Origin of the sequence: Streptomyces sp. NPDC047841 (assembly GCF_040704085.1) — a bacterium.
GTDB classification, from domain to species: Bacteria; Actinomycetota; Actinomycetes; order Streptomycetales; family Streptomycetaceae; genus Streptomyces; species Streptomyces argyrophylli.
This window is the reverse complement of record NZ_JBEYRP010000001.1, coordinates 600,965-615,034: the sequence shown is the minus strand read 5'-3', so window position 1 is coordinate 615,034 and position 14,070 is coordinate 600,965. Positions and strand designations below refer to the sequence as shown.

At 70.0% G+C, this 14,070-nt stretch carries 5 protein-coding genes, 1 tRNA gene and 2 rRNA genes; 7 read left to right on the top strand and 1 reads right to left on the bottom strand.

All coding sequences use genetic code 11. From position 1 onward, the window contains the following. The 4 genes from AB0947_RS02515 to AB0947_RS02500 form a co-directional block, all read left to right on the top strand. A 23S ribosomal RNA gene (locus AB0947_RS02515) occupies positions 1–97 on the top strand; the annotation flags it as partial. 86 nt (positions 98–183) lie between these two features. Continuing rightward, a 5S ribosomal RNA gene (gene rrf, locus AB0947_RS02510) occupies positions 184–300 on the top strand. 114 nt (positions 301–414) lie between these two features. Further along, complete coding sequence (locus AB0947_RS02505; RefSeq protein WP_366748440.1) at positions 415–1,077, top strand: DegT/DnrJ/EryC1/StrS family aminotransferase; 663 nt, start codon at positions 415–417, stop codon at positions 1,075–1,077. A gap of 84 nt (positions 1,078–1,161) precedes the next feature. Then, positions 1,162–1,234: transfer RNA gene (locus AB0947_RS02500), tRNA-Thr, on the top strand. Positions 1,235–1,281: 47 nt separating this feature from the next. On the opposite strand, the gene AB0947_RS02495 is transcribed toward AB0947_RS02500, so the two are convergent. Continuing rightward, complete coding sequence (locus AB0947_RS02495; protein ID WP_366748422.1) at positions 1,282–4,041, bottom strand: SpoIIE family protein phosphatase; 2,760 nt, start codon at positions 4,039–4,041, stop codon at positions 1,282–1,284. 410 nt (positions 4,042–4,451) lie between these two features. Between AB0947_RS02495 and AB0947_RS02490 the strand changes: the two genes are divergently transcribed. From AB0947_RS02490 to AB0947_RS02480, 3 genes are all read left to right on the top strand, one after another. Next, the gene (locus AB0947_RS02490) at positions 4,452–9,911 is read left to right on the top strand and encodes a HAMP domain-containing protein (RefSeq protein WP_366748421.1); all 5,460 of its coding nucleotides are present in this window, start codon (positions 4,452–4,454) and stop codon (positions 9,909–9,911) included. A gap of 294 nt (positions 9,912–10,205) precedes the next feature. Further along, on the top strand, positions 10,206–10,886 hold the full coding sequence (locus AB0947_RS02485) for a response regulator (protein WP_366748420.1): 681 nt from the start codon (positions 10,206–10,208) through the stop codon (positions 10,884–10,886). A gap of 156 nt (positions 10,887–11,042) precedes the next feature. Beyond that, on the top strand, positions 11,043–13,793 hold the full coding sequence (locus AB0947_RS02480; RefSeq protein WP_366748419.1) for a DNA translocase FtsK: 2,751 nt from the start codon (positions 11,043–11,045) through the stop codon (positions 13,791–13,793). The last annotated feature ends 277 nt before the right edge of the window (positions 13,794–14,070 follow it).

Here is a 14,070-nt window from a genome sequence, read left to right as displayed (position 1 = left end):
GTAAGGCTCCCAGTAGACGACTGGGTTGATAGGCCAGATATGGAAGCCTGGTAACAGGTGGAGTTGACTGGTACTAATAGGCCGAGGGCTTGTCCTCAGACGCTCGCGTTCACTGTGTTGGTTCTGAAACCACGACCATGTCGCCCCTCTTCGGGGGCGTTCCGGTTGTTTGTTTCATAGTGTTTCGGTGGTCATAGCGTGAGGGAAACGCCCGGTTACATTCCGAACCCGGAAGCTAAGCCTCACAGCGCCGATGGTACTGCAGGGGGGACCCTGTGGGAGAGTAGGACGCCGCCGAACAATTTTTGAAAAGGTCGGATCCTGAACTTCGGTTCGGGGTCCGGCCTTTTTTTGTTGTGCTTAACGTGTCGTTCACGTTGCGAGCCCAGCATCCCAGGCATGGGAACTGCAGCAATGCTCAGGGCCGCCGGCGTAGGAGTCGGTGACGAGGTCGTCGTACCGGCCTTCGGGAACGTCGAGGTCGCCGAGGCCGTGACCCTGGCGGGCGCGCTCCCGGTGTTCGCCGACATAGATCCCGTGACCTACTGCCTCGACCCGGACGCGGTCGAAGCGGCCGTAACCGCCCGTACGGTCGCGGTGGTTGTCGTGCACCGCTTCGGGCGCCGGGCCGACATCGGCCGGTTGCACGCGCTCGGGCAGCGGCACGGGCTGCTGGTGCTGGAGCAGGGCGAGTCCGAGGCGCCGTACGACGAGATAGCGCAGCGCAGGGAGCGGGCGGCCTACCTCGACGCCAAGTTGAAGGGCGTACGGACGCCGGACGGTGGGGACGGGCACACCTATCAGCAGTACGTCGTGCGGGTGCCGGGGAACGGCCGGCCTGACCGGGACGCTTTCGCACGGGCCGTGCGGGCCAAGGGAGTCGAGTGCCGGGTGCCGGTGAAGACACCCGTGCACCGGCTGCCGGAGTTCCGCCGGTGCGTGTCGTTGCCGCAGACCGAGCTGGCCGCCGACGTGACGCTCGCGCTGCCCGTGGACGCCGCGCTCACCAAGCGGGAGATGCACCGCGTGGTGTCCGCCTGCAACGCCCTGGGCGGTCTGCTTCAGCCCGCCTTCTGACCGGGCAGCGTACGAATTTGGGAACTCGGGCCTGCTCGGGGTACAGTTTCTTCGTCGCCGCGAGGGAAACCTCGAAAACGACAGGCCCCTATAGCTCAGTCGGCAGAGCGTCTCCATGGTAAGGAGAAGGTCAACGGTTCGATTCCGTTTGGGGGCTCCGAGAAAAAGGCCCCACCCTTCCGGGTGGGGCCTTTTCGTGTTTCCTCAAGCCTCCTTGTGGATTCCCGGGACCCGCATCGCCAGAATCGCCATGTCGTCGGACGGGGCGTCGGAGGCGAAACGCTCGACCGCGCGCATGATGCGTGCCGCGACCGCGCCCGCCGTCAGACCTGTGCAGGCGGTGAGGACGTCGGCGAGGCCGTCGTCACCCAGCATGCGCGTGCCCTCCCGGCGCTCGGTGACGCCGTCCGTGACGCAGAGCAGCACGTCGCCCGGGTCGAGGGTGACCGTCTCCTCGTACAGCTCCAGGTCCTCGATGACGCCCAGCAGCGGCTGGGGTTCGGCCGCGGCCGTCACCGTGCCGTCCTGGCGCAGGCGCAGCGGGAGCGGGTGACCGGCGCAGACCACCTTCAGCTCCGCGCTGCCGTCCTCCTGCGGGCGCAGCTCGCCGTAGAGGAGGGTAAGGAAGCGGCTGCGGTCGCCCTCGTCGAGGATCGCGGAGTTCAGGCGCTCCAGCACGGCCGGGCCGGACAGGCCCTCGCGGGCCAGCAGGCGCAGGGCGTGCCGGGCCAGTCCGGTGACCGCCGCCGCGTTGGGGCCCGTACCGCAGACGTCGCCGATGGCGAAGCCGTACGCGCCGTCGCCGATGGGGAAGAGGTCGTAGAAGTCACCGCCGACCTCGTTGCCCTCGCCGGCCGCGCGGTAGATGACCTCGACCTCGACGCCGTCGATGTGCGGCAGGCCCGGCGGGAGCAGGCTGCGCTGGAGGGACTGGCTGATGGCCGTGCGCTCGGAGTACAGGCGGGCGTTGTCCAGGGCGAGGGCGGCCCGTCGGCTCAAGTCCTCGGCGAGTTCCAGGATCTCCTGGCGGAAGTGCTCGTCGGTGGGCTTGCCGAGGGTCAGCATGCCGATGACGCGGTTGCGGGCGACGAGCGGCAGGACGACCGTCTCGCCGCCGACCGCGGAGGCCGTCGCCAGCGTCGGGCCGATGCCGGAGGCGAACTGGTGCGTGCGGCCGCCGGCCAGGCCCAGGCTGCGCATGGAGGTGCGCAGGGCGGCCCGGTGGGCGATCTCGGCGGGTGTCGTCCACACGCGGGCGCCGGGGGTCGGCACCGGATCCGGCGCGGGGACCTTCGACAGCAGTGACTTGATGCCGTCGATGAGTTCCTCGTCCTCGTGCAGGACGTACGACAGGTACGGCTCGGATGCCTGGTCGGCGATCGTGTAGACCGCGCACCAGGTGGCCAGCGTCGGGACCGTCATCTGGGCCATCAGGGCGAGGGTCTGGTCCCGGTCCAGGGTGCCGGCCAGCAGGTCGGAGGCCTCGACGAGGAAGCTCAGGGAGCCGCGGCGCAGCCGTTCCAGTTCGCCGAGGCGGGCCGACTCCACGGCCAGGGCGATGCGGTCGGCGGCGAACTGGAGGCGCAGTGCCTCCTCGTTGGTGTACCGGCCGGGTGCCTCCGCCGCGACGCCGAGGGAGCCGGTGAGGCGGCCCTCCACCTTGAGCGGGACGGTGACGACGGAGCGCATGCCGGTTCCGGCGAGCAGGGGTACGGCCCCGGGGACGGCGACGAGGTCGTCGTGGACGGCGGGCATGCGGGCGGAGCCGTAGCGTCCGGGGCCCGCCTCGACGGGCACGCGCGCGAAGCGCTGGCGGGCGGAGGGCAGGCCGGTGGAGGCGCGGACCTCCAGTTCCGTCTCGTCGTCGGTGGCGAGCAGGAGGAACGCGGAGTCGCCGTCGAGCATGTCGCGGGCGCGTTCCACCGTGCGCTGGAGGAGGCCGTCGAGGTCGTCCGGGGCGGGGGAGCCGATGAACACCTCGAAGGGGTCGGTGCTCTGCCCGTCGGCGGACGGGGCGGGGTCGGCGGCCGGGACGCGGGAGGGGGTCTGCAGGACGGCGCGCTCGTGGTCGCGGACGAGGAGACAGACGGTGGAGGGTTCGCCTCCGGTGTCGCGGACCCGGAGGTGGGAGGCGTAGACCTGGGCCACGCGGCCGTCGGCGCCGCGGATGCCGTAGGTGCCCTCCCAGCGGGAGAGCTGGAGAGCCTCGGCGATGCCGGTGCCGGTGCCGGGGGTGTGCGGCCAGGCGGCCAGCTCGGTGAGGGGTTTGCCGATGACGTCGGACGCCGGGTAGCCGAACAGTTCCTCGGCGTCCTCGTTCCAGGCGCTGATGCCGCCCTTGCGGTCGACCTGGAGGACGGCGACGCGGACGCGGCCGTCGGCCAGCGGCAGGAGGTCGGCGGGCAGGGCAGGGCCGGCGGTGCGGGTGCCGACGGGGCGTTCGGGCAGGTCGAGCTGGAACCAGACGTTCTTGCGGGTGGGGGTGTAGTCCACGCCCCAGCGGGTGGCCAGGGCCGCGCAGAGCTGGAGGCCGCGGCCGCCCTCGCGGTCGGGGCTGCTCATGGCCACGGCGGAGCTCTGGAGGGGCACCTCGCGCTCCGGGTAGCGGTCGGAGACCTCGATGCGCACGCCGTCCTCGGCGCGCAGGCACAGCACCTCCGCGTGGGTGCCCGCGTGGACGACGGCGTTGGTCACCAGTTCGCTGGTGAGGACGACCGCGTCGTCGACGACGTCGGCGAACCCCCAGCCCTGGAGGGTGTCGCGGACGAAGGACCGGGCGGTCGCTACCGATCGTCCGACGGGCTCGAAACTGGCAGCCGCGCGCGCGGTGATCACAGAACTCCTCGGCCGGTTGTCGACATGCAGGGCTGCGTGGCCGGCCGGCTCGCTCCGCTGCTGCGGCATCAGCTCGCCCGTCGGCTGTGGCTCCGGGGGCTGTGCCCCGGGGATCAGTCCGGTGGTCATGGTGTCCGGCCGCCCCTCCGATGCCCGCTCGTACTCGTGCCACCGCCCAGACCGGTCGGACCGGTGCGGCTGGACAGCCGCATGCAAGGTTACTTACCTTCGCGGTCCGCGCGGATGCCGGTCGCCGGTGTTTACGCCCCCAGGGTGTGCGGACGATGTGCGAAGCTGCCGAACTGTTATGGCCTGGTTGGGCCGGGGTGAAACACTGGGCAGGCTTCTGACGGAGGTCGGGTCGCGCTGCGTGTGTTCGGTGTACGGCGGGCAGCAGCCCTAGGTGAGGCCGGATCTCGTCTGGCAGGAGAACGCAGCAGTGATCGGTACGCGTGAGTGACCGGCAGGCCGATGACCGGCAGGCGGGGCCGAAGCGGCCGAGTACAGCAGGAACGGTCTACCCCTCCGGGAGGGACACAGTGGAGTCTGGCGCGGCGACGCGAGGCACGAGGACGCGCGCGAAAGGCGAATCGTCCCTGGGCAGGAGCGGCGGCACCACCACGGTGGACACCGCTGCCCTGAACCGGCTGCTGGCGGCTCTCGTGTCGATGCGCGACGGGAACTTCCGCAAGCGGCTCACGGTCTCCGGGGACGGCGTGATGTCGGAGATCGCGGCCGTCTTCAACGAGGTGGCCGACCGGAACCTGCATCTGACCGGTGAGCTGTCGCGGGTGCGGCGCATGGTGGGGCGTGAGGGAAAACTCACGGAGCGGCTGGAGACGGGGGCCTGCGAGGGCTCCTGGGCGACGGCCATCGACAACTCCAACGCGCTGGTGGACGACCTCGTGCGGCCGGTCTCGGAGGTCGGCCGGGTGCTCACGGCGGTCGCCGAGGGCGATCTGTCGCCGCGGATGGAGCTGCGGACGCAGGCGCCGGACGGCGGTACGGGGCATCCGCTGCGGGGTGAGTTCCTGAAGGTCGGCCGTACCGTCAACAACCTGGTCGACCAGTTGTCGACGTTCACGGACGAGGTCACGCGCGTGGCCAGCGAGGTCGGCACCGAGGGCAAGCTCGGCGGCCAGGCCCGGGTGCGCGGTATGTCGGGTTCGTGGAAGGACCTGACCGAGTCCGTCAACACCATGGCGGACCGGCTGACCGCCCAGGTGCGGGACATCGCCCTGGTGACCACGGCGGTGGCCAAGGGCGACCTGTCCCGGAAGGTCACCGTCCATGTCGCCGGCGAGATGCTGGAGCTGAAGAACACCGTCAACACGATGGTGGACCAGCTCTCGGCGTTCTCCTCCGAGGTGACGCGGGTGGCCCGGGAAGTGGGCACGGAGGGCATCCTGGGCGGCCGGGCGCAGGTGCCCGAAGTGGCGGGGGTGTGGAAGGAGCTGACGGACTCCGTCAACACCATGGCGGGCAACCTGACCGCGCAGGTGCGCGGGATCTCCCAGGTGACCACCGCGGTGGCCAACGGCGATCTGTCGCAGAAGGTGACGGTTCCGGCGCGCGGCGAGGTGGCGCAGCTCGCCGAGACGATCAACCAGATGACCGAGACGCTGCGGATCTTCGCGGACGAGGTCACACGGGTGGCGAACGAGGTCGGCGCGGAGGGGCGGCTCGGCGGGCAGGCGAACGTGCCGGGCGCGGCGGGTACGTGGAAGGACCTGACGGACTCCGTCAACACGGTGTTCAGGAACCTGACCACCCAGGTGCGGGACATCGCGGCGGTGACGACCGCGGTGGCCAGCGGTGACCTGTCGCAGAAGGTCACCGTCGACGTGGCCGGCGAGATGCTGGAGCTGAAGAACACCGTCAACGGCATGGTGGACCAGCTGTCGGCGTTCGGTGCCGAGGTGACGCGGGTCGCGCGGGAGATCGGTGTCGAGGGCGAGCTGGGCGGCCAGGCGCAGGTGCCGGGGGCGGCGGGTACGTGGAAGGACCTGACGGACTCCGTCAACACCGCGTTCCGCAACCTCACCGGGCAGGTGCGCAACATCGCCCAGGTGACCACGGCGGTGGCCAACGGCGACCTGTCGCAGAAGGTCACCGTGGACGTCTCCGGTGAGATGCTCCAGCTGAAGAACACCGTGAACACGATGGTGGACCAGCTGTCGAGCTTCGCCGACCAGGTCACGCGGATGGCCCGGGACGTGGGTACGGAGGGCCGGCTGGGCGGTCAGGCCCGGGTGGACGGCGTCTCCGGCACCTGGAAGGAGCTGACGGACTCCGTCAACTTCATGGCCGGGAACCTGACGTCCCAGGTGCGGCAGATCGCCCAGGTGACGACGGCCGTGGCGCGCGGTGACCTGTCGCAGAAGATCGACGTCGACGCGCGCGGCGAGATCCTCGAGCTGAAGAACACGATCAACACGATGGTCGACCAGCTGTCCGCCTTCGCCGACCAGGTGACCCGCGTGGCGCGGGACGTGGGTACGGAGGGCCGCCTGGGCGGGCAGGCGCAGGTGCCCGGTGTGGCCGGTGTGTGGCGGGACCTGACCGACTCCGTGAACGGCATGGCCGGCAACCTTACGGCCCAGGTGCGCAACATCGCGCAGGTCGCCACCGCCGTGGCGCGCGGTGACCTGTCCCAGAAGATCACCGTGGACGCGCGCGGGGAGATCCTGGAGCTGAAGAACACCCTGAACACGATGGTCGACCAGCTGTCGTCGTTCGCCCAGGAGGTCACGCGCGTGGCCCGTGAGGTGGGTACGGAGGGCATGCTCGGCGGTCAGGCCGAGGTGCAGGGGGTCTCCGGCACCTGGAAGGACCTCACGCAGTCCGTGAACTTCATGGCGAACAACCTGACGATCCAGGTGCGCAACATCGCCGAGGTGACGACGGCGGTCGCGAAGGGCGACCTGTCGAAGAAGATCACGGTGGACGCGAAGGGCGAGATCCTCGAGCTCGTCACGACGGTCAACACGATGGTCGACCAGCTGTCCAGCTTCGCCGAGCAGGTGACCCGGGTGGCCCGCGAGGTGGGCACCGAGGGCATCCTGGGCGGCCAGGCGCACGTACCGGGCGTCACGGGCATCTGGAAGGACCTGAGCAACAACGTCAACCTGATGGCCAACAACCTGACCATGCAGGTGCGCAACATCTCCCAGGTCGCCGCGGCCGTCGCCAACGGTGACCTGACGCGGCAGGTGACGATCGAGGCGCGCGGCGAGGTCGCGCAGCTCGCCGACACCATCAACACCATGGTGAAGACGCTGAGTTCGTTCGCCGACCAGGTCACCAAGGTGGCCCGTGAGGTGGGCACGGACGGCATCCTGGGCGGCCAGGCGCACGTGCCGGGCGTGGCGGGCACCTGGAAGGACCTCACCGAGTCGGTGAACCAGATGGCGTCCAACCTGACCGGTCAGGTGCGCAACATCGCCATGGTCACCACGGCCATCGCCAAGGGTGACCTGACGAAGAAGATCGACATCGACGCCCGCGGTGAGATCCTCGAGCTGAAGACGACGATCAACACGATGGTCGACCAGCTGTCCAGCTTCGCCGAAGAGGTCACGCGTGTGGCCCGCGAGGTGGGCACGGAGGGCCAGCTCGGCGGTCAGGCGCGCGTGCGGGACGTCGACGGCACGTGGCGGGACCTCACCGAGTCGGTGAACGAGATGGCCGGCAACCTGACCCGGCAGGTGCGGGCCATCGCGCGCGTGGCGACCGCGGTGACCCGGGGCGACCTGAACCTGAAGATCGACGTGGACGCGTCCGGCGAGATCCAGGAGCTCCAGGACTACATCAACAAGATGATCGCCAACCTGCGCGACACCACGATCGCCAACAAGGAGCAGGACTGGCTCAAGGGCAACCTGGCCCGGATCTCGGCCCTCATGCAGGGCCGCCGGGACCTGGAGGACGTGGCCTCGCTGATCATGAGCGAGCTGACGCCGGTGGTGTCCGCCCAGCACGGCGCGTTCTTCGTGGCGATGCCGCTCATGGAGGGCAAGGGCGTCGGCAACGGCGAGGACGACTACGAGCTGCGGATGCTCGGTTCGTACGGCTACTCGATGGGCTCCATGCCGACGTCGTTCCGGCCCGGTGAGGCGCTGGTCGGCACGGCCGCGCAGGAGAAGCGCACGATCCTGGTGTCGGACGCGCCGAGCGGCTACCTGAAGATCTCCTCGGGGCTCGGCGAGGCGCCGCCCGCGCAGGTCATCGTGTTGCCGGTGCTGTTCGAGGGCAAGGTGCTCGGTGTGATCGAGCTGGCGTCCTTCACCCCGTTCACGCAGATCCAGAAGGACTTCCTCAACCAGATCGCCGAGATGATCGCGACCAGCGTCAACACCATCTCGGTCAACACCAAGACCGAACAGCTGCTCAAGCAGTCGCAGGAGCTGACCGAGCAGCTGCGGGAGCGGTCGGCCGAGCTGGAGAACCGGCAGAAGGCGCTCCAGGCGTCCAACGCCGAGCTGGAGGAGAAGGCCGAGCTGCTGGCCCGGCAGAACCGGGACATCGAGGTGAAGAACACCGAGATCGAGGAGGCCCGGCAGGTCCTGGAGGAGCGTGCCGAGCAGCTCGCGGTGTCGATGCGCTACAAGAGCGAGTTCCTCGCCAACATGTCCCACGAGCTGCGCACCCCGCTCAACTCGCTGCTGATCCTGGCGAAGCTGCTCGCCGACAACGCCGAGGGCAACCTCTCGCCCAAGCAGGTGGAGTTCGCCGAGACGATCCACGGCGCCGGCTCCGATCTGCTCCAGCTGATCAACGACATCCTCGACCTGTCGAAGGTCGAGGCGGGCAAGATGGACGTCTCGCCGACGCGGATCGCGCTCGTCCAGCTGGTGGACTACGTGGAGGCCACCTTCCGGCCGCTGACGGCGGAGAAGGGCCTGGACCTGTCCGTGCGGGTCTCCCCGGAGCTTCCGGCCACCCTGCACACCGACGAGCAGCGGTTGCTGCAGGTGCTGCGCAACCTGCTGTCCAACGCGGTGAAGTTCACCGACTCCGGGTCGGTGGAGCTGGTGATCCGGCCCGCCGGCGCGAGCGTGCCGCAGTCCATCCGGGAGCAGCTGCTGGAGGCCGGTTCGCTGCGCGATCCGGGCGGTGAGCTGATCGCGTTCTCGGTGACCGACACCGGTATCGGCATCGCGGCCAGCAAGATGCGGGTGATCTTCGAGGCGTTCAAGCAGGCGGACGGCACCACCAGCCGTAAGTACGGCGGCACCGGTCTCGGCCTGTCGATCTCGCGGGAGATCGCGCAGCTGCTCGGCGGTGAGATCCACGCGCAGAGCGAACCGGGCCGTGGCTCGACGTTCACGCTCTACCTGCCGCTGCACCCGAGCGAGCTGCCGCCGCAGGGCTACCAGCAGTCCGTGCCCGCGCTGGAGGCCGGCGACCTGGTGGCCTCCGAGGCGCATCTGTCCTCGGAGCTGTCCGCGGTGGAGATCGAGACGCCGGCCGAGGTGAAGTCGTACCAGGAGACGCAGAACGGCGCCGCCGCGCTCTTCAGGCGCCGGCGGCGGAGCCTGCCGGAGGGCGGGCAGCGCCCCGAGCAGTGGACGCCGGTGCCGGAGCAGGAGCGCGCGCCGCAGCAGGGCCGCGCGGTGCGGTTCGGCGGCGAGAAGGTGCTGATCGTCGACGACGACATCCGCAACGTGTTCGCGCTGACCAGCGTCCTGGAGCAGCACGGCCTGTCGGTGCTGTACGCGGAGAACGGCCGCGAGGGCATCGAGGTGCTGGAGCAGCACGACGACGTGGCGGTCGTCCTGATGGACATCATGATGCCGGAGATGGACGGGTACGCGACGACCACGGCGATCCGCAGGATGCCGCAGTTCGCGGGGCTGCCGATCATCGCGCTGACCGCGAAGGCGATGAAGGGCGACCGGGAGAAGGCGATCGAGTCGGGAGCCTCCGACTATGTCACCAAGCCGGTCGATCCCGATCACCTGCTGACGGTGATGCGTCAGTGGATGACCGCGGAGTGACCGCGGGGTGACCATGGTGAACGGATCGGACGGGTGTGCGGTGAACGTCGGGGGAATCTCCGGCGGGCGCGGGGAGTTGCTGCATGATGAAGAGCGGAAACGCGGCGGAATCCAGGATTCCGGGAACCATCCGGGGCCTCGCCGCGTTTCCGCTGTGTGCACAGTGACATCGCGGTGACAGGGTGTGTCGACAGGCGGGGTGCGGCTACGATGACCGGCACAAGGACGGGCGGCGAAAGGGAGTCGTCCCCTGGGGCGGCGCCCGGTGTACCGCCGGGGCGAGGAGGGCGGGCCATGGTGCAGAAGGCCAAGATCCTCCTGGTCGATGACCGGCCGGAGAATCTGCTGGCGCTGGAGGCCATCCTCTCTGCGCTCGATCAGACGCTGGTGCGGGCATCGAGCGGGGAGGAAGCGCTCAAAGCACTGCTCACGGACGACTTCGCGGTCATTCTGCTGGACGTCCAGATGCCGGGCATGGACGGGTTCGAGACCGCCGCGCACATCAAGCGGCGCGAGCGCACCCGGGACATCCCGATCATCTTCCTCACGGCGATCAACCACGGCCCGCACCACACCTTCCGGGGCTACGCGGCGGGCGCGGTGGACTACATCAGCAAGCCGTTCGATCCGTGGGTGCTGCGTGCGAAGGTCTCGGTCTTCGTCGAGCTGTACATGAAGAACTGCCAGCTCCGGGAGCAGGCGGCGCTGCTGCGGCTCCAGTTGGAGGGCGGCGGCAAGGGCGGAGCCGCCGGCAAGGAGCCGGCCGGGCTCCTCGCCGAGCTGTCCGCGCGGCTCGCGGCCGTCGAGGAGCAGGCGGAGGCGCTGTCCAAGCAGCTGGACGACGACTCCGCGGACGCCGCCGCGGTGGCCACGGCGGCCCATCTGGAGCGCAAACTCACCGGGTTGCGCCGTGCGCTCGACGCCCTGGAGCCGGGCGCGGGCGGCGCCGGTACCTCGGTGCCCTCGCAGAACTGACGGCCAGGCGGAACTGACGCACGGGCGGAACTGACGTACACCGGGCCCGGGTCCCGGATGAGTGTGCGTCAGTTCCGAGCCCCGGCAGGCACGACACGAACGGGTGAAGCTGTGGGCACACGTGTCCGCTGCCGTCTCCCCCGGTAACCTCACAGCATGGCCTCACGTCCCTCCGCAGCCAAGAAGCAGCCCGCCAAGAAGGCGGCGGCTCCCGTGAAGGCTCCGGCGAGGAAGGCCGCCCCGAGGAAACCCCCGGCCAAGAGGGCCCCCGCCAAGAAGGTCCCGGCGAGGAAGGCCGCGCCCACGCGGCCGGCACCCGGCCCGACCGGGGGCCTGTACCGGATCGTGCGCGCCCTCTGGCTCGGCCTGGCGCACGCCGTCGGCGCCGTCTTCCGCGGCATAGGGCAGGGCGCGAAGAACCTCGACCCGGCCCACCGCAAGGACGGCATCGCGCTGCTGCTGCTCGGCATCGCCCTGATCGTCGCCGCCGGCACCTGGGCGGACCTGCGCGGGCCCGTCGGCGACCTGGTCGAGATCCTGGTCACCGGTGCCTTCGGCCGGCTCGACCTGCTGGTGCCGATACTGCTCGCGGTGATCGCCGTACGGTTCATCCGGCACCCGGAACAGCCGGAGGCCAACGGGCGGATCGTGATCGGCCTGTCCGCCCTCGTCGTCGGCGTGCTCGGCCAGGTCCACATCGCCTGCGGCTCGCCCGCGCGCAGCGACGGCATGCAGGGCATAAGGGATGCCGGCGGCCTCATCGGCTGGGCGGCGGCCACCCCGCTGACGTACACCATGACCGAGGTGCTCGCCGTACCGCTGCTGGTGCTGCTGACCGTCTTCGGGCTGCTCGTGGTGACCGCCACCCCGGTCAACGCGATCCCGCAGCGGCTGCGGACGCTCGGCGTGCACCTGGGCGTGCTGCGCGACCCGGAGGAGGACCGGTACGGGGAGGAGTACTACGACGACGAGTGGCGCGAGGCGACGCCCGCGCGCCTCCGCCGGCGTTCCGCCGCCCCGCACGCGTACGACCCCGACAGCGCCGAGGAAGAGGCCCTCACGCAGCGCCGCGGGCGCCCCAGGCGTTCCGCGGTGCCACAGCCGGACCCGCAGCGCCAGCTGGACGCCGTGGACGTCGCGGCGGCGGCCGCCGCCGCGCTCGACGGCGCCGTCCAGCACGGCATGCCGCCGTCCCCGCTCGTCGCGGACCTCACCCAGGGAGTGAGCGCGGGCGAGCGCGAGGACACCACCCCGGTGCCCGCGCCGGCCCCTGCCGCCGAGCCGGCTCCCGCTCCCGCACCCAGGCCGGTCCCGGCGGCCCGCCCCGAGCAGCAGAAGCCGGCGACCGGCTCCGTCCCGGACCTCACCAAGAAGGCCCCCGAGGAACCCCGCGAGCTGCCCGCGCGCGCGGAACAGCTCCAGTTGTCCGGCGACATCACCTACGCGCTGCCCTCCCTGGACCTGCTCCAGCGCGGCGGCCCCGGCAAGGCCCGCAGCGCGGCCAACGACGCCGTCGTCGCCTCGCTCACCCAGGTCTTCACCGAGTTCAAGGTCGACGCGCGCGTCACCGGCTTCACCCGCGGCCCGACGGTCACCCGCTACGAGGTCGAACTCGGCCCCGCCGTGAAGGTGGAGCGGATCACCGCGCTGACCAAGAACATCGCGTACGCGGTGGCCAGCCCGGACGTGCGGATCATCAGCCCGATCCCCGGCAAGTCCGCGGTCGGCATCGAGATCCCGAACACCGACCGGGAGATGGTCAACCTCGGTGACGTGCTGCGCCTCGCGGAGTCGGCGGAGGACGACGACCCGATGCTGGTCGCCTTCGGCAAGGACGTCGAGGGCGGGTACGTGATGCACTCGCTGGCGAAGATGCCGCACATGCTGGTCGCCGGAGCCACCGGCTCCGGCAAGTCGTCCTGCATCAACTGCCTGATCACCTCGGTCATGATGCGGGCGACGCCCGAGGACGTCCGGATGATCCTGGTCGACCCCAAGCGCGTGGAGCTGACCGCCTACGAGGGCATCCCGCACCTGATCACGCCGATCATCACCAACCCCAAGCGGGCCGCCGAGGCGCTGCAGTGGGTCGTCCGAGAGATGGACCTCAGGTACGACGACCTGGCCGCCTACGGATACCGGCACATCGACGACTTCAACCGCGCGGTGCGCGAGGGCAAGGCCAAGCCGCCCGAGGGCAGCGAGCGCGAGCTTCAGCCGTACCCGTACCTGCTGGTGATCGTGGACGAGCTGGCCGACCTCATGATGGTCGCGCCGCGGGACGTGGAGGACGCGATCGTGCGCATCACGCAGCTCGCGCGCGCGGCCGGCATCCACCTGGTGCTCGCCACCCAGCGCCCCTCGGTCGACGTGGTCACCGGTCTGATCAAGGCCAACGTGCCCTCCCGGCTCGCCTTCGCCACCTCCTCGCTGGCCGACTCCCGGGTCATCCTCGACCAGCCCGGCGCCGAGAAGCTGATCGGCAAGGGCGACGGCCTGTTCCTGCCGATGGGCGCGAACAAGCCCACGCGCATGCAGGGCGCCTTCGTGACCGAGGAGGAGGTCGCGGCCGTCGTCCGGCACTGCAAGGAGCAGATGACGCCGGTCTTCCGGGACGACGTCACCGTGGGCAGCAAGCAGAAGAAGGAGATCGACGAGGACATCGGCGACGACCTCGACCTGCTGTGCCAGGCGGCCGAGCTGGTCGTCTCCACCCAGTTCGGCTCGACGTCCATGCTCCAGCGCAAGCTGCGCGTCGGCTTCGCCAAGGCCGGACGGCTCATGGACCTGATGGAGTCCCGCAACATCGTGGGACCGAGCGAGGGCTCCAAGGCACGTGACGTCCTGGTCAAACCCGACGAGCTGGACGGCGTGCTCGCCGTGCTCCGCGGGGAGTCGGAGGGGTGAGTCGAAGGGCCGTTCGGCGGACGCGGCTTACGCCGGGTGGCGGGATCGCCGTGACCCACCCGTTAGCGACCGGCGGGCAACCGTTTCCCTTTGTCGTACGTCCAGTTGAGCGAAAGGACAGGTAGCCGCCCCATCATGGGGTACCAGCCTGTCAAACCATCGGATTGTCCGGCCATCCCGATGGCGCACGAATGTCCTACCGTCCGGTTGTCCCACCCTTTCGTACCCCCCCTAGACTGAGCTTCCAGCACAGGTGGCTACACGCTCGAAAGGCGCC

Coding starts and splice junctions, on each gene's coding strand:
- AB0947_RS02480 (WP_366748419.1), top strand. CDS start 11,043: ATGGCCTCACGTCCCTCCGCAGCCAAGAAGCAGCCCGCCAAGAAGGCG.
- AB0947_RS02485 (WP_366748420.1), top strand. CDS start 10,206: ATGGTGCAGAAGGCCAAGATCCTCCTGGTCGATGACCGGCCGGAGAAT.
- AB0947_RS02495 (WP_366748422.1), bottom strand. CDS start 4,041: ATGACCACCGGACTGATCCCCGGGGCACAGCCCCCGGAGCCACAGCCG.
- AB0947_RS02505 (WP_366748440.1), top strand. CDS start 415: ATGCTCAGGGCCGCCGGCGTAGGAGTCGGTGACGAGGTCGTCGTACCG.